This is a genomic window from Curtobacterium sp. A7_M15 (assembly GCF_030705415.1).
Classification (GTDB): Bacteria; Actinomycetota; Actinomycetes; order Actinomycetales; family Microbacteriaceae; genus Curtobacterium.
In genome coordinates this window covers 1-16227 of sequence record NZ_JAUZED010000081.1, presented here as the reverse complement: position 1 = coordinate 16227, position 16227 = coordinate 1, and the positions used below count along the sequence as shown (strand labels likewise).

The following is a 16227-nucleotide window of genomic DNA, read 5'->3' as shown; positions in this document are numbered from 1 at the left end:
TGCCAGCCGGCACCGCGCCTCCCGTCCGTCAGTCGGTCACCGGATCAGACGGACGCACCCGTCCACTCGTCCTCGGCGGCGACGTGGTCGCTGCCCAGCGTGCCGGCGGCCATCGCCGCGGCCACGCGGTCGGCGTGCGACGGCGGGTTCGACGGAACGCCCTCGGGGCGGCCCTCCTCGTTGATCTTGCGCAGCTCGGGGACGATGTCCTCCGCCAGGATGTCGATCTGCTCGAGCACCGTCTTGAGCGGCAGACCGGCGTGGTCGACGAGGAACAGCTGGCGCTGGTAGTGCCCGACGTGGTCCTTCATGGCGGCGTACCGGTCGATCACCTGCTGCGGCGAACCGACGGTGAGCGGGGTCTGCTCGGTGAAGTCCTCCATCGAGGGACCGTGCCCGTAGACCGGCGCGTTGTCGAAGTACGGGCGGAACTCGTCGATCGCGTCCTGCGAGTTCTTGCGGGCGAAGAACTGCCCACCGAGTCCGACGATCGCCTGGTCGGCACGCCCGTGCCCGTAGTGCTCGAAGCGCTGGCGGTACAGGCCGACCATCTGCTCCGTGTGCTGGATCGGCCAGAAGATGTTGTTGTGGAGGAACCCGTCACCGTAGTACGCGGCCTGCTCCGCGATCTCGGGCGTCCGGATCGATCCGTGCCACACGAAGGGCGGGACACCGTCGAGCGGACGCGGCGTCGAGGTGAAGCCCTGCAGCGGCGTGCGGAACTTGCCCTGCCAGTTGACGACGTCGTTCTCCCAGAGCTGGCGGACGAGCGCGTAGTTCTCGATCGCGAGGTTCACACCCTGCCGGATGTCCTGCCCGAACCACGGGTAGACCGGCCCGGTGTTCCCGCGGCCCATCATGAGGTCCATGCGGCCGTCGGAGATGACCTGGAGCATCGCGTACTCCTCGGCGATGCGCACCGGGTCGTTCGTGGTGATGAGGGTCGTCGACGTCGAGAGCGTGATGTTCTTCGTGCGTCCGGCGAGGTAGCCGAGCATCGTCGTCGGGCTCGAGGCCACGAACGGCGGGTTGTGGTGCTCACCGGTGGCGAAGACGTCGAGTCCGGCCTGGTCGGCGTGCTCGGCGATCGTCAGGATGTCGCGGACCCGCTGGGTGTCGTCGGGGGTCCGGCCGGTGACCGGGTCGGTCGTGACGTCACTGACCGTGAAGATGCCGAACTGCATGATGCGCCGCCTTCCGCGGAGTCCCTCCGCATGCGATTTCGATGCGTTTGCATCGACTTGCTCGGTACAACGTAGCGCAGCCGCAGACATTCCCGCCAGTGGCGACTACACGGAGTCGTCCTCCAGCACACGGTTCCGCAGCACCTTCGACTCGCGCCACAGCATGTACGCGCCGGTCCACACGAACATGATCGCCACCAGTGCCAGGCAGGGGAAGAGGAAGACGAAGTCGAGCGTCGTCCCGATGGGCGGAGCGCCCGGCATCGCCGACCGGAGCGCCGGGAACGACAGCAGCGTCGCGCTCAGCCAGATCACGTTCGCGAACTCGAGCTTCCGCCGCAGGATCGCGCTGCCGATCGTGACGACGGCCATCAGCGTCGTGAACAGGATCGCCATGATGTAGAACGACACGATCACGACGCTCAGGGTGTCCCGGTGCCCGTCGATCTGCATCGGGACGAGCGTGCGGTCGCCCTGCACCTCGGCGGCGCTGCGCTCGGCGTTCATCACCCAGGGCCGGGCGGAGTTCGACATGTCGACCTCGAACGGCACCGCGTCGCCGGAGTCGTCGTTCTGCACGCTCAGCTGGAAGTTCGCGAACGGCTGGTCGAACGGGTACGAGGTGTCCCCGCGGTCGAGCGTCAGCGTCAACGAGGTCGCGTCCACCACCGACTGCCCCGGGAACGTCACGACGCTCGTCGTCACACCACCGCTCGAGACCTCGATGCGGAGCGGCTGCGAGATCTCGCCGGCCTTCTCGCCCTCGAAGGAGCCGTGCGGGATCGGCAGGACGTTCGCCTGCATCACGCGGTTCGACAGGTCGACGTCCTGCACGCTCATCCGCAGGCTCATGTAGTCGCCGGTCTGGCTGTTCGATCCGCTCACCGGGACGGCCGTCGTCGTCTTGAGCGCGCCGGAGAGGCCGATCACCACGTAGTAGACGGCCAGGAGGACCACCGCCACGATGAGGATCACCGGCGCCGGGTTCCTCCGGGTGCGCTTCGTGGTGGCCACGTCGGGCGGGGCGTCGGTCGTGTGCGTCATCGGTTGCTCCCGGACGGTGGGTCGGTGGTGGGCCCGCGCGGTGCGGCGGTCGGTGCGGCGGTCTGGTCGGTCGGTGCGGCGGTCGGACTGGAGGCGCGGCTCGGCTCCGGTGGACCGGCCCCCGGCGGCGAGGCGCTCGCCGCTGCGGCGGGGCCGCTCGACGCTCGCCGTCCGACGCCGGTCGCGGCGAGCGCGAAGAGCAGCATCGCCAGGAGGGGCACCATCGCCCCGGGGAACTCCGTGGCGTTGAAGGTCGTGATCTGGTCGGCCAGCTCCGACGCCTCGGTCGCGCCCTTCGCCACAACCGTGGTCACCGTCATCGCGTTGGACTGCGACGCCCGGTTCGACGCGAGCGAGATCTGCTGGACGGCGGTGTCCGGTGCGTTCACCGGGTCGGCGTACACCCGGACGTCGACGTCGGCCTGCTGCCCGGGATCGAGCGGGATCATGCACGAGAACGAGCTCGTGGCGACGGCGCAGTCGAGCGGGGAGTCGTCGACCTCGATGTTCACGTTCCGGTAGACCATGCCGGGGGTGATCCGGGCCTCGAACGTGATCGCGACGGTCGCCCCGGAGGCGTTCGGGCCGAGCGTGCCGCGCATGTCGGCCGCCGTGCCGGGCACGATGCGCTGCGTGCCGAAGCGGAGGTTCATCGCGAGGGGGCCGTCGTCGGTGCCGCCCTCGGCGCCCGCGCCGGTACCGGCGCTGCTGCCGTCCCCGCCGCCGGTACCCGCACTGCCATCGGCGGTGTCGGCGGAGTCGTCGTCGGGAGTCGTGTCACCGGTCGTCCCTGCGTCCGAGCCGGACGCATCCGAGCTCCCGGCCCCTTGCCCCCCGCCACTCGATCCCCCGGCGCCACCGGAGCCGGAGCCTGAGCCTGAGCCACTGCCGGCACCGCCGGTGGCTCCGGACCCGGCCACGGGAGGAGCTGGAGGAGGCGTCGACACCGGTGGAGTGCCTCCTGGGCCGGCGCCTTCTCCTGCGGACGGACGCGCGATCGTGAGCCGCACACCGGCGTGGTCGCTGCTGATCCCGCCGTACCAGGAACGGGCGACCAGGGTGACCGAACCGTAGGGGAGGTCATCGGCGAGGGTGCACGACCACGCACCGTCCGAGCGCGCGGTCGTCGTGCAGACGGTGAGTCCGTCGTGGGTGATCCGGACCTCGGCGCCGGGTTGTGCGCCGGTCCCACGGACGGAGGGTGTGCGGTCGACGATCGTCGACCGATCCGCAGGTGCCGTGATGCGCAGCGTGCTCGGCGCGATGACCGTGGTCGTTCCACTCGCCGAGTGCGCGCCGGTCGGGTCCGACGGCGATGCGACGCTCGCAGTCACCGTGTACACGGTCCCGGCGGGGGTGCCCCGCGGGATCGTGCCACGGATCGTCACCACCCGCTCGGCGCCCGCGGCGAGCGCTCCGAGCGTGACCGGCGTCCCGCCGGTCAGGGCGTCGCAGTCCGTCGGGGCGTCGTCGATGGTGCAGGCCGTGGCGGGGAAGCCACCGGGGTCGATCGCGATGGTCGCTGCGCGGGCGACTCCGGGACCGGTGCTGTGGACGGTGAAGGAGCGTTCGACCGCCGTCGTCGGCAGGGCGCGGTCGACACCGGTCTGCTCGAGCGTGAGCGCAGCGGGCACGCCCGGGAACGTCAGTGTCGAGCCCGCCGTGCCCTTGACGCGCGAGTAGGTGTCGCTCGCGGAGCTCGCGAGTGTCGCCGTGACGGAGATCGTCCGGGCTGCGGCGTCCTGGGGCAGTGTCACCGTTGCGGTCGCGGTCTGCGTGCACGTCGCGCCCGGGGCCAGGGCAGCAGTCGAGCCGAGCAGGTGCCCGGATGGGAGGGCATCGGTCGGCACGGCACACGCCGGGTCGCTGGACGCGGTCTCCTCGATCGCGTCGACGGTTCCGCCGAGGGCTGCCACGCGGGCCCCGAGATCGCTGCGGACCGTGGGCAGCAGAACCATGCCGTCCGTGGGGCTGGCGTTCGTGACGGTGGTCGTCAGAGGGACCGTGTAGACGACGTCCGCGTCGCCGTCGGGGGTGGGCTGCACGTCGGTCGCCCCGGCGGTCGCGTCGGCGCTCTGCACCGAACCGCTCTGGCAGCCGAGCGGCGGGGTGAGGAGGAACCCTCCGTCCGACGGGGTGTTCGACCCGTCGCCCACCACCCGGATCGTCAGGGTCTGGACCGGCTGGTCGAACCAGACGTCGACCGCCTTCTGGGGCACGTTGTCGAGCGTCCCGGCCGGCTGGTTCGCTCCCGCGATCTGCGCCGCGCCGCCGACGGACCGGGTCGTCGCGGACCCCGCCGCTGTGCTCTTCGCCTGGCTCTGGGCCGGGACCGCACCGGACGGGCCGGTCGCGGTCACCTCGAGTCCGGACGGCGCATCGATCCCGCCGACGGTGAACTGCACGCGCTGCGCGAACGGCATCGTCACGGTCAGGGTCCCCCGGGCACCGGCGTCGACCGAGCTGAACCCGATGCCGTTCGCGCCCGAGTAGTACGACGTCGAGCCGTAGCCCTCCTGCCCGAAGGACCCGTACCCGAACGAACCGGTCGGGTTGGCCACGGCACCGAAGACCCCGGGCTGCATCGGGTACGCCGAGGTCACGGACGGGCTGTAGAACTGGATCTGAGCACCGTTCGCCACCGCTCCGGACCCGCCCTGCTTGCTGAAGATCGGCGTCGACGTCGCCGCGTAGCCGTCTGCGGCGACGCAGCCGAGATGGTCCTGGAACGGAACGGTGATGGTGTCGGCCGAGGCGGAGGACGTCGGGAACACGGACGCGGTCACCGCGAGGAGCAGCCCGACGGCAGCTGCGACGCCGCCACGCACCCGACGTGCTCGCGTCGGGGTGTGCTCCACCCGCATGTGTTCCCCGTCCACGCCGGATCCCGAGGCCGACGTGTGAGCGACGCTAGTCGGACGTCCGTCGTCCGGTCCGGAGCCGTTACAGGCCTGTAACCCTTGCGGATGCGATGACTATCGCCCGGGAAGCGCCTCGGGGTCCGTCCGTGCCGCGTGGTGCATACCGTCCGCGATCCACACGATCGTCACCACGGCCAGCACGCTCGCGCTCGACGCCATCCGGCCCGCGACGAGGATCGCGCCGTGGTCGTGCGCCCCGCTCGAGACGCCGTAGACGAGCGCCGCGACGCCGACCAGGAACGTCACGCCGGTGGCGACGAGGAGGACCCACGTCACCAGCCGACGCGGACCACGGTGTCCGTCGCGGTCACCACGCGCACCACGGTCGACCCGCGGTCCGAACGCCCGGACGGCCCCGACCCAGAAGAGGGCGATCGCACACGCACCGATGATGTCGCTGACCCGGTGCCAGCCGTATACGACCGTCTGGTTCGCGACGAACACCGCGTAGGCGGCGCCGACGATCGCGACGACCGGACGGAACCGACGCGGCGTGACCATGAGCACGGCGAACAGGGCGGCGAGGGCGATCGTCGCGTGACCGGACGGGAACGAGTTCGGCGTGGTCGACTGAGCGATCTCCGGGCGCTCGGCGATACGCTTGACGAGCGTCGAGGTGGCCGCCGAAGCGAGCACGACGACACCGGCTCCGAGCCCCACCGCGAGCCGACGTCGAGCGAGTCCGACGGCGGCGATCACGACGACGAGCAACAGGATCACCGGTACCGAGATGACGTTCAGGGCAGTGTCCGACGAGAACAGGTCGGATTCGCGGACTCCGCCGAGTGCGGCGTCCTCGATGCGCTGGCCCGCCGGCGTCAGCACCGCCACCGCGTAGACGAGAGGCACGATCACGAACCCCAGAGCCGACAACAGTCCCCACCGCAACCGCCGTGAGACGCTCGGTCCACGCGACTCGGGTGCGCTGCGTTCGGGCGTTCGGGTCACCGGGCTGGTCCTCCTCGGAGTGCTGGTCGTCGGTGTCGTCGCACGCCTGTTCACGCGCGTGCGATTCGGACGGTCGGGGTCCGACACGATACCGTTGGGACGCCGGTCGGAGCCTGGGAACCGCGGGACAGCGACCTTCGGATCCGGCAACGCACCGACCGGTCGCGCGCGGTCGAACGCACCGGCGCGCATCGCCGGACCGACGTACACGGCGTCGGCTGCGTACGAGGAGGAAACCGAAGTGGCCATCAAGGAACCGAGCATCACCGCTTCCCCGAACCGCGGTCTCGCGCTCACCGTGGGGACGTTGCTCGCCATCTGGGGCATCCTCGGGTTCTTCTTCGCCGCCGACGGCGACCCCGGCTTCTTCAGCCGCAAGGGCGGCATGCTCTGGAACGCGTTCGGCGTCAACCCGCCGCTGGCACTGCTGTGGGTGCTGCTCGCCGCGCTGCTGCTCATCGTCGGGCTCGGCAACACGATCGGGTCGCGGAACGCGAACCTCGTCGTCGGTGTCGTGCTCGTCGTCCTCGCGGTGTACGGCTTCGTGTTCGTGAACACCTCGGCGAACGTGTTCGCGCTCAACACCACGGACAACGTCTTCCACGCGATCGTCGGCGTGATCCTGCTGCTCACGGCGTTCGGCGCCGACAAGGAGAACCTGCGCGCACTGCGTGCGGACGCCGCTCGGGCCTGATCCCGCGCGTCCCGACGCCCCGCCCGCCCCTCGTGGCCGGCGGGGCGTCGTGCGTCCAGGGTGCGGTGCGGAGGCGCGTCGGCGCGTCGGCGAGGCGCGGCGCGGCGGCGCGGCCTCGGGACAACACGCGAACGCGGATACGGACGCAGACGCGAACGCGCCCGCCCGATACGGCACGTCGCGACAGACGCAGACGCGTCAGTCGCCGCCGTCTGCGTCCGAGGCCGGGGCCGGAGCCGCCTCGAGCTCGGTGGCCACCACCCGCGGCGCCTCGGACATGAACCGTCGGACGTCGAGGTCCACGATGATGTCCTGCGGGCGCAGCGGACGCGTGAGGTACAGCCCGTCGAGCGAGGTCAGTCGTGACAGCGCCACGTACGTCTGCCCGGCGCTGAACACCCGGTTGCCGAGGTCGACCACGGCGCGGTCGTAGGTGCTGCCCTGCGACTTGTGGATCGTCACCGCCCAGGCGAGCCGGAGCGGGAACTGCTGGAACTCGCCGACGGTGTCCTTCTTGAGTTCCTTCTTGTCGGCGTCGTAGGAGTACTTGAACTTCTCCCACACGGACGGCTGGACCTCGAACGACTCACCGTCGACCTCGACCCACACGGTGTCGCGGATCGTCTGCACGATGCCGAGGGTGCCGTTCACCCAGCGCTGGTCGGGGTCGTTGCGCAGGAACATCACGTGCGCGCCGGGCTTCAGTTCGAGGGCCTCGTCCGCCGGGAAGTTCCGCCCGCCGAAGTCGCCGTTGACGTCGGCGCGCGCGGTCCGGAGCTTGCCGGGCAGCCGGTCCAGCGCTGCCTTGTTGATCCGTGCCACGGTGTCGTTCCGCGTCGCGAGGGTGATCGCGTCGTCCGGTGCCGGCCGAGCCCCCGCCGCGTTGAGCTGCCCGGCGACGTCGGCCGTGACGCGCCCGTGCCGCACGGCCGTGAGCATCGCGGCGAAGGCGTCGTCGCGCTGCCGGTGGACGGTGGCGAGCTCGACGATGTGGAGCTCCGCCTCGAGCCACACCTTGGCGTCGAAGAACCACATCGATCGGTAGTGGTCGGTGAAGTACGCGCGCTCGTCGCCGTCGCCCGGGACCGGCGGCAGCTGGTACGGATCGCCGAACATGACGACCTGCACGCCGCCGAACGCCTCGAACTGACGCCCGCGGGCCTTGCGCAACGAGCGGTCCATCGCGTCGAGGAGGTCGGCGTTCACCATCGAGACCTCGTCGATCACGAGGGTGTCGATCGTGTTGAGGAGCTTGCGGGTGTCCGGACCCTGGCGGAGGTCGGCGTCGGCGATGAGCCCGATCGGCAGCCGGAACAACGAGTGGATGGTCTGCCCGCCGACGTTCAGCGCGGCGACTCCCGTGGGGGCGCAGATGACGACCTGCTTCTCGGTGTTCCACGACAGGTGGTTGAGGAGGGTCGATTTGCCCGTCCCCGCACGACCGGTGATGAACACGTGGTCGCGAGTGTGCTCGATGTACTCGAAGACTGCCCGCTGCTCAGCACTGAGTTCGACGCTCATCCGGTCACCACCCGGTCGTCGCCGCGGTCGTCGGGGTCCGATCCGGCCGGCGCCACGCCCACCGCGCCCCCGTGCGGGCGGTGCGCCCCGGTGTGCTCGGGCGCGATGCCCGCATCGGGGCGCAGGCGATCTGCACGAGCAGACTCAGGCACAGCGGCGCGCCCGGCGCGATCGGGCGCAGGGCCCGCCGCGTCCCGACGCACCCGGACCAGGACCACCACGACGATGACCACGAGCACGGCGACACCGGCGACCACGAGCAGGCCGCCCGCTCGGGCCTGGTCGACGAGCGGGTCCGGCCCCCACGTCCGGCCCATCGCACCGAACCACGATGCCTGCAGGAGCCCGAGCGGCCCCCGCATCGCGACGCCGAGCGACACCAGACCGGCCGCGACCACGACCGCCCCGGCGATCCGGACGAGCGCAGCGGGCATCGTGGCCCGCCGAGCGCCCGCCGGGATCGGCGTGAGCAGGGTGGGGACGGCGAGGAGTCCGACGAGCAGGAACCCGACGTCGATCACGGTACGGCCCGTCGAGTCGCTGATCGACCACCGGAGCGCATCGGTCGCGAAGAAGGCCCACCACGCCGCCGCCAGGAGCAGGAAGGCCGGGAACGGCTGTACGAGGTACCGCACCGCCTGGTTGTCCACCAGGACGCCAGTCCACTCGCGGACCCCGGTGCTGCCGTCGTCGCGGGGGTGGACCGCCGCACGGATGAGCTGCATCGGGGCCGATGCCCACACGAGCGCCGGAACGACCAGCCCGAGGAGCACGTGCGACCCGACGTTCGCGGACACGAGGAAGCGGTCGTAGGTGTGCAGTGAACCGGAGGTGGCGACGACGATCGAGACGATCGCGATGCCCGCAGCGACCGTCCGGTGCAGGGGCCAACGCACACCGGACCGACGCAGGCGGACGATGCCCGCGGCGTAGGTCGCCGTGAGCAGGACCGCGGCCATCAACCAGAACAGGTCGATGTTCCACGCGGTCAGCCATCCCCACGCGCCCGGAGCGTGCGGGAGGGTGTCATCCGTCAGCAGCTCCGCCGGGGACGGGTTCGTGGTCTTGCTCAGCGCGACCTGGTCGACCGGGGTCGCGGTGCGCCCGAGCGCTGCGGCGAACCCGCTCGCGACGCCCATCACCGCGAGCTCCGCCACGACGAGGAACCAGAACGGACGACGGCGCTCGGGCGAGGTGCCGAGCGCACGGATCGCTCGTCGACGCTGCACGACCCCGAGCACGCCCATGGCGACGATGGCCGCGATCTTGACGAGCACCAACACGCCGTAGGCGGTGAACAGGTTCGAGAGCGCCCCGACCCGGATCTGCGCCGAGGCCACACCGGACACGGCGACGAGCACGAAACACCCGAGGGCGATGCTCGAGTACCGACCGACGATGACGGCCAGGCGTTCCCCGTCGATCACCGGCCGCAGCAGCACGAGCATCACGAGTCCGCCGACCCAGAGCGCGGCACCGACCAGGTGCAGCCCCAGCGCGGTGACGGCGGCGTCGTGGCTCGCCGTGCCGGCAGCGTGCCCCTGCTGGGCGAGCGGGACGAGGCCGATCATGGCGACCGCCGCCGTCAAGGCGACCATGCCGCGGGAGCGCACGGCGAAGCACAGCACCGTGACGGCCGCGGCGACGAGGACCGTGACGAGCCAGGCGAGGCCGAGGTCCGTCCCGGTGAGGAACACTCCCATCGACTGGCCGAACTGCTCGTCGATGCTGATCTTCGATCCGGCGACGCTGAGGAAGGTGAAGAAGGTGGTCACGGCCGACGACACGGTCCAGACGGCCGCCGCGCCCGCGGCCACGTCGATCGCGCGGTTCCACTCGGGCACGGTCCGGGACAGCCCGACGGTCGCGAGCGCGAGTCCCCCGATCGCGGCCGCGGCGGAGAGGTCCACCACGAGTCGGGCGATCGGCAGGCCGAACCGGACGACGGCGCCGGGGTCCGCGATCAGCGCAGCGTTCGCGCCGCCACCGATGACGAGGGCGACGAGGAGTGACACGAACCCGACGAGCAGCAGCACGGCGGGGCCGGCGATGCGCGCGATCCGATTCACCCGTCAAGCCTAGGCGCTGCCCCACCCGGCCACGGAATCGGGTGGGACGACCTGTGGAGGGTGATCCGCGCCTCCTGGGTGTGGAGGAACAGGGTGTGGCGACCAACCACGGGCCCACCGGGAGGCCGCGAACGACGAAAGGGACGGCCGAAGCCGTCCCTTTCGTGGCGCGTGAGCAGTCTTACTTGACCGCAGCCTTGAGCTTCGAGCCGGCGCTGACCTTGACCGAGTCGCTCGCGGCGATCTCGATGGCCTCGCCGGTCTGCGGGTTGCGGCCGGTGCGGGCGGCGCGGTGGGTCTTCTCGAAGGCGATCCAGCCGGGGATCGTGACCTTGGTGCCGTCGGCGACCGAGCCGGAGACGACGGAGAAGAGTGCGTCGACGACGCCGTTGACGGTGGCCTGGCTCTGGCCGGACTCAGCGGCGACGGCAGCGACGAGCTCGGTGCGGTTCAGGGACTTGTCAGCCATGGATGTCCTCCTCGGACTTCTTGCAGTATCGGTCGGACGACTTCTCGTCCGGCGCCCGGAGCGGTTGCTCCGTGCCACGGTGCCGGCGGGCACGAGACCCTGCGGAACCGGAGTCGAACGTACCAGCCACCAGGGGCGAAACCTGCCGACTCGCCCGGATTTCCGGGGTTGTCGAGGTACCGGAGGGGCACGAGTGACCGATGTGACGAAGATGTCCCCCGAAACCACCCGGGAACGGCGAACGCCCCGCCACCACTGGGGTGACGGGGCGTTCGCGGGATGCGGTGCTTACCAGGAGCTCTTCGTGATGCCCGGCAGCTCGCCACGGTGGGCCATGTCGCGGAAGCGGACACGGCTGATGCCGAACTCACCGAGGTGGCCACGGGGGCGACCGTCGATGGCGTCGCGGTTGCGGTAGCGGACCGGCGACGCGTCGCGCGGGAGCTTCTGCAGGCCGACGCGGGCGGCCTCACGCGACTCGTCGGTGCCGTTCGGGTCCACGAGGGCCTTCTTCAGCTCGAGACGACGCTCGGCGTAGCGCGCGATGATCTCGGCGCGCTGGTTGTTCTTCGCGATCTTGCTCTTCTTCGCCATGCTTAGCGCTCCTCACGGAAGTCGACGTGCTTGCGGATCACCGGGTCGTACTTCTTGAGCACGAGGCGGTCCGGGTTGTTGCGACGGTTCTTCTTGGTCACGTAGGTGAACCCGGTGCCCGCCGTGGAGCGGAGCTTGATGATCGGACGAACGTCCTGACCCTTCTTGGCCATCAGATCTTCTCCCCACGGGCGAGGAGATCCTTGACGACGGACTCGATGCCGCGTGCGTCGATCACCTTGATGCCCTTCGCGCTGAGCGTGAGCGTGACGTTACGACGAAGCGAGGGCACGTAGTACGTCTTCTTCTGCACGTTCGGGTCGAAGCGACGCTTCGTCCGGCGGTGCGAGTGCGAGATGTTGTGTCCGAAGCCGGGGGTGGCTCCGGTCACCTGGCACACTGCTGCCATGGTTTCCTCCTGAGGTACCGTGCGACCGGACGGCCGCACCCAAGGTCACTTGCCTGGCGCGCACGCGCTGCGTCGCCGGGCGACGGAGCGGGGGGGTTGTGCGCACCGCCCAGGCCCGCGGACCCTGTCGAAGAGACCGTGAGCACCGCGCGACCGCGGCGTACGCGACGGTCGGAGGGCTTGGAACAACTGGGCTCGCCGCGCGGACGCGGAGACCCAAGGGTCAAGAGTACGCGACGACCGGGCGTGTCGCAAACTGCCGCAGCTGTGCGGGTCGGCCAGGAGGCGCGGTTCACGTCCGGCGGGCGCGTTCAGTGAGCAGGAATGGTCTGGTCACGGGCCGCCACCCGACCAGTTCTGCTCACTGAACGAGCGGGACATGCGCAGGCGGGCTCGCGCAGGCGGGCGCGCGGCGCCCGCGCCCGCCCGCCCTACGGCCCCTCGGTCGGCCGGGGCGCCAGCGCCTGCACCATGAGCTCCCCGAGCTCCCGCGGCGCCGTGAACATCGGCCAGTGCCCCGTCTCGAGCCCGAGGATCGTGAGCTCCTCCGTCGCCACGAGCTCCGCCGCCCACGCCTGGTGATCGGCCACCATGGTCGCCAGGTCCTCCGCCGGGATCTCGCACGTGATGACCGTCGCCGGGATCGTGTGCCGGGCGGCATCGCCGTAGTGGAACCGGTCCGACGGCACCGCGGCGGGCTCCGGGATCGCGCGGTGCTCGAACGCCGACCGGAGCGACGGTGTCATCCCCCGGACGGTCGCAGGCTCCCAGACGTCCCACGAGGGCAGCGGCACGACGCCGTCCACCACCGGCAGCTCGTCGTTCACGCAGCCGCCCTCCGGCCCCGGGAAGGTGTCGACGTAGAGCAGGTGCGCGACGAGCGAGGGCCGCTGGTCGGCTGCCATGTACGCGATCGGCCCCGCGCCGGAGTGCCCTGCCAGCACCACCGGTTCGTCCGGCGTCGCGACGTCGTCGAGCTTCTCCACCAGGGCCGCCACCTGCTCGTCGAGCGTGTCGCCGTCGCGGGTGACCGCCTCGACCGAGTGGCCGGCGTCGCGGAGCACCGGGGCCACTTCGTCCCACGCGCTCGCGTCGAGCCAGAAACCGGGCACCAGGATCACGTGCATGACGCGGAGGCTACTCGCCGGTGCGTGCGGCAGTGCAGGACGCGCACTCCCCGAAGATGTCCACCACGTGACTCGCGTTCGTGAACCCGTTCGCCGCCGCGACCTCCTGCGCCCACCGCTCCACCGGGTCCGCCTCGATCTCGACCGTGCGGCCGCAGTTCCGGCAGATGAGGTGGTGGTGGTGCGCGTCGGTCGTGCACGCGCGGTACAGCGACTCGCCGTCCTGCTGCAGCGAGTCCGCGTCGCCCTCGGTCGCCAGGTCGGACAGCGCCCGGTAGACGGTCGCGAGCCCGATCGTGGATCCGTCGTCCCGCAGGTGCTGGTGGAGCGCCTGGGCGCTGACGAACCCCTCGGTGCTCGACAGCGCGGTGCGCACCGCTTCGCGCTGCCACGTGTTCCGCTTCGGCTTCTGCACGGCGTTCATGCGGTCGCTCCTTCCTTCCGGCCGGCGGCGGACAGGTGGTCCGCATCGTCGGCCTGGAGGCGCGGTGCGCCTCCGTCACGCTGGTCACGGCGCACGATCCGGTCGCGTCCGCGCTTGTCCTTGCGTCCGCCGACGATGCGGCAGACCACCCAGATCACGAACGAGATCGTCGTGACGTAGGGGCTGATCGGGAGGCCCCCGCCGAGTGCGAGCAGGATGCCGCCGACGACCGAGACGACGGCGAACACGGTCGACAGGACCGGCACGACGATCGGGTGGGAACTGAGGCGCAGTGCTGCGGCGGCGGGGGTGACGAGCAGTGAGAGCACGAGGAGCGCCCCGACGATCTGCACCGACACCGCGGTCGCGAGTCCGAGGACGAGCATGAACACGAGGGCCAGGGTCCGGACCGGCACCCCGGCGGCGGCGGCCACGTCGGGATCGACCGACGAGAACATCAGAGGGCGCCAGATGACGAGCAGCGTCACCACGACGATCGCGGCGACGACGACGAGGAACGTCAGCTGCGGGTTGTCCACCGAGACGATCTGGCCGGTGAGCAGCCCGAACTTGTTGGCCGCACGGCCCTTGTAGAGCGCCAGGCACAGGATGCCGAGGCCGAGGCCGAACGGCATGAGCACGGCGATGATCGAGTTCCGGTCCCGCGCTCTCGACCCGAGCAGCCCGATGAGCAGCGCGGCGATCACCGAGCCGACGAGCGACCCGGTCACCACGTTAACGCCGAGCAGCAGCGACGCGGAGGCACCCGCGAACGAGAGCTCCGAGATGCCGTGGACGGCGAAGGGCATGTTCCGGGCGACGACGAACGGCCCGATCAGACCGCCGACGATGCCGAGCACCGCGCCCGCCCAGATCGAGTTCTGCACGAGCACGACGAGCTCGCCGTAGTCCTGGAAGGAGAAGACCTGCGACCAGACGTCCATCAGATCCGTCCTTCGTCGGGCGTCACGGCGTTCGGGTCCGCGTCGCAGTGGTGGTCGTGGGCGTCGTTCGCGCCGACGATGACGATCCGACCCATCGTGCGGACGACGTCGACGGGGGTGCCGTACAGGTCCGAGAGCACGTCGGTGCGGAGGACCTCGTCGGGCGACCCGATCCGGAACCGTCCGCCGGCGATGTAGAGCACCCGGTCGACGACGTCGAGGATCGGGTTCACGTCGTGCGTGACGAACAGCACGGCCGCGTCCTGCTGCCGACGCTGCCGGTCGATGAGTTCGGTGACGCCGCGCTGGTGCCGGAGGTCGAGCGAGATGAGCGGTTCGTCGCAGAGGAGCAGTGCCGGGTCGGCGGCGATGGCCTGCCCGACACGGGTGCGCTGCTGCTCGCCGCCGGAGAGCTCGGCGACCGGGGCGTCGGCGAACGCGGTCGCTCCGACCTCGTCGAGGATGCGGTCGATCCGGGCACGCTCGGCACGGCTCGCGGGTCTGATCCCCCACCGGGCCCCGGTCACGCCCTGCGCGATCATGTCCCGAGCCCGCAGCGGGGTCCCGGCGTCCATCAGGCGCTGTTGCGGGATGTACCCGATCCGCCGGTGGCCCCGGCGGACGGGCTGGCCGAGGAACGACATCGTGCCGCTCGTCAGCCGCTGCTGCCCGAGGACCGTGCGGAGGAGCGACGTCTTGCCCGCCCCGTTCGGTCCGAGCACCGCGACGAACTCGCCCGGCGCCACGTCGCGGTCGAGGTGCGACCAGAGCGACCGGGATCCGTACGACAGTCCGGCGTCGCGCAGTGCGAGCACGGCGGGACCGCCGCTGCCGGTGGCAGCGGCGGTCCGCGTGGGGGTCGGGTGGGAGACGGTCGTCACTTCTGGAGCGCCGCCTGCACCTGGTCGATGTTCGCCTGCTGCCACGAGACGTAATCCTCCCCCTTCGGGAGCGTCTCCGTGACACCGACGACCGGGACGCCGTGCTCGTCGGCGGCCTTCTTGACCTCTTCGGTCTCCGGGCTGGAGGTCTGGTCGTTGTACGCGAGGAGCTTCACGGTCTTGTTCGTGAACAGCTTCAGCGTCTCGTTGAGCGCCGCCGGCGGCACGTCGTCGCCTTCCTCGATCGCCTCGGAGAATGCGTCGGGCGTGACGTTGTCGAGGCCGATCGCGTCGAAGAGGTACCCGGGGACCGGCTCGGTGTACGCGACCTTCTCGCCGTCGTACGTCTTCTTGAGCTCAGCCGTCTTCGCCTCGAGCCCCTCGAGCTTCGTCGTCAGTGCGTCCGCGTTCTTCGTGAAGGTGTCGGCGTCCGCCTGGTCGAGGTCGCCGAGCCGCTTCGCCACGTCGTCGGCGAGCTTCACCATCGTCGGGTAGCTGTAGAACACGTGCTCGTTGAACTCGGCGTCGCCGCCTTTGTCGAGGCCGGAGAGCTTCACGACGTTGATCGTGTCGGCCTTCGTGCTCGAGGCGTCGGCGAGGGTCGTCATGAAGTCGTCGTACCCGCCCCCGTTCTCGATGAGGAGGTCGGCCTTGGACACCGCGAGCTGCGTCTTCGCGCTCGACTCGAACGAGTGCGGGTCCTGCGACGGGTCGTCCAGGATGCTCGTGACGGAGACGTGGTCGCCACCGATCGCCTCGACGATCGAGCCGTAGACGTTGGTGGAGGCGACGACCCGGACGGTGCCGTCGCCGGAGGCGTCGCCGGAGGCGGAGGACGTCGCGCAGCCCGTCAGGGCGAGCGCGGCGGCGCCGGCGACGAGCGGCAGGGCGAGGAGACGGTTGTGCATGTCGACGAGCGTAGGCGTAGTTGATAACGGTTGTCAAAACCAGTATCAGCCGGACGACGGACGGGAGGCGCGGTGCCAGCTGGCACCGCG

Annotated in this window: 16 protein-coding genes; 1 reads left to right on the top strand and 15 read right to left on the bottom strand. The window is 70.7% G+C overall.

The features are described 5' to 3' along the window. Positions 1–44: 44 nt before the first annotated feature. From Q7F20_RS13690 to Q7F20_RS13675, 4 genes are all read right to left on the bottom strand, one after another. Positions 45–1184, bottom strand: a complete 1140-nt coding sequence (locus tag Q7F20_RS13690) for an LLM class flavin-dependent oxidoreductase (protein ID WP_305740629.1) — start codon at positions 1182–1184, stop codon at positions 45–47. 105 nt (positions 1185–1289) lie between these two features. Continuing rightward, complete coding sequence (locus Q7F20_RS13685; protein WP_305740628.1) at positions 1290–2228, bottom strand: DUF4436 family protein; 939 nt, start codon at positions 2226–2228, stop codon at positions 1290–1292. Further along, positions 2225–5107, bottom strand: coding sequence for a hypothetical protein (locus Q7F20_RS13680; RefSeq protein WP_305740627.1), 2883 nt, complete (start codon positions 5105–5107; stop codon positions 2225–2227). Before Q7F20_RS13680 ends, Q7F20_RS13685 begins: the two co-directional genes overlap by 4 nt. A gap of 96 nt (positions 5108–5203) precedes the next feature. After that, the gene (locus Q7F20_RS13675) at positions 5204–6004 is read right to left on the bottom strand and encodes a phosphatase PAP2 family protein (RefSeq protein WP_305740626.1); all 801 of its coding nucleotides are present in this window, start codon (positions 6002–6004) and stop codon (positions 5204–5206) included. A gap of 334 nt (positions 6005–6338) precedes the next feature. Here Q7F20_RS13675 and Q7F20_RS13670 point away from each other — a divergent pair, with 334 nt between their 5' ends. After that, complete coding sequence (locus Q7F20_RS13670; RefSeq protein WP_305740625.1) at positions 6339–6791, top strand: DUF4383 domain-containing protein; 453 nt, start codon at positions 6339–6341, stop codon at positions 6789–6791. Positions 6792–6989: 198 nt separating this feature from the next. On the opposite strand, the gene Q7F20_RS13665 is transcribed toward Q7F20_RS13670, so the two are convergent. The 11 genes from Q7F20_RS13665 to Q7F20_RS13615 form a co-directional block, all read right to left on the bottom strand. After that, a complete protein-coding gene (locus Q7F20_RS13665) occupies positions 6990–8312 on the bottom strand; it encodes an ATP-dependent RecD-like DNA helicase (RefSeq protein WP_305740624.1) in 1323 nt (440 codons plus the stop codon). Beyond that, positions 8309–10381, bottom strand: coding sequence for a cytochrome c oxidase assembly protein (locus Q7F20_RS13660; protein WP_305740623.1), 2073 nt, complete (start codon positions 10379–10381; stop codon positions 8309–8311). The genes Q7F20_RS13665 and Q7F20_RS13660 overlap by 4 nt, the downstream gene beginning before the upstream one ends. Before the next feature lie 181 nt (positions 10382–10562). Continuing rightward, the gene (locus Q7F20_RS13655) at positions 10563–10850 is read right to left on the bottom strand and encodes an HU family DNA-binding protein (protein ID WP_022908191.1); all 288 of its coding nucleotides are present in this window, start codon (positions 10848–10850) and stop codon (positions 10563–10565) included. A 288-nt stretch (positions 10851–11138) separates the two neighbouring features. Next, complete coding sequence (rpsN, locus tag Q7F20_RS13650) at positions 11139–11444, bottom strand: 30S ribosomal protein S14 (RefSeq protein WP_022908192.1); 306 nt, start codon at positions 11442–11444, stop codon at positions 11139–11141. Positions 11445–11446: 2 nt separating this feature from the next. Beyond that, entirely contained in the window at positions 11447–11617 is a 171-nt protein-coding gene (gene rpmG, locus Q7F20_RS13645) for a 50S ribosomal protein L33 (protein WP_022908193.1), read from the bottom strand. Beyond that, positions 11617–11853 carry a 50S ribosomal protein L28 gene (rpmB, locus tag Q7F20_RS13640; RefSeq protein WP_022903747.1) on the bottom strand — a complete coding sequence of 79 codons (237 nt, stop codon included), beginning with the start codon at positions 11851–11853 and terminating at the stop codon, positions 11617–11619. The genes rpmG and rpmB overlap by 1 nt, the downstream gene beginning before the upstream one ends. A 431-nt stretch (positions 11854–12284) precedes the next feature. Further along, positions 12285–12980 carry an alpha/beta fold hydrolase gene (locus tag Q7F20_RS13635; protein ID WP_305740622.1) on the bottom strand — a complete coding sequence of 232 codons (696 nt, stop codon included), beginning with the start codon at positions 12978–12980 and terminating at the stop codon, positions 12285–12287. A gap of 10 nt (positions 12981–12990) precedes the next feature. Next, positions 12991–13404: a Fur family transcriptional regulator gene (locus Q7F20_RS13630; protein ID WP_305740621.1), complete on the bottom strand. Its 414-nt coding sequence runs from the start codon at positions 13402–13404 to the stop codon at positions 12991–12993. Continuing rightward, positions 13401–14348: a metal ABC transporter permease gene (locus tag Q7F20_RS13625; RefSeq protein WP_305740620.1), complete on the bottom strand. Its 948-nt coding sequence runs from the start codon at positions 14346–14348 to the stop codon at positions 13401–13403. The genes Q7F20_RS13630 and Q7F20_RS13625 overlap by 4 nt, the downstream gene beginning before the upstream one ends. After that, positions 14348–15229 (bottom strand): metal ABC transporter ATP-binding protein, encoded by an 882-nt coding sequence (locus Q7F20_RS13620; RefSeq protein ID WP_370871686.1) that lies wholly within the window; start codon positions 15227–15229, stop codon positions 14348–14350. Before Q7F20_RS13620 ends, Q7F20_RS13625 begins: the two co-directional genes overlap by 1 nt. Further along, positions 15226–16137 carry a metal ABC transporter solute-binding protein, Zn/Mn family gene (locus tag Q7F20_RS13615; RefSeq protein ID WP_305740619.1) on the bottom strand — a complete coding sequence of 304 codons (912 nt, stop codon included), beginning with the start codon at positions 16135–16137 and terminating at the stop codon, positions 15226–15228. The genes Q7F20_RS13620 and Q7F20_RS13615 overlap by 4 nt, the downstream gene beginning before the upstream one ends. Positions 16138–16227 lie beyond the last annotated feature (90 nt).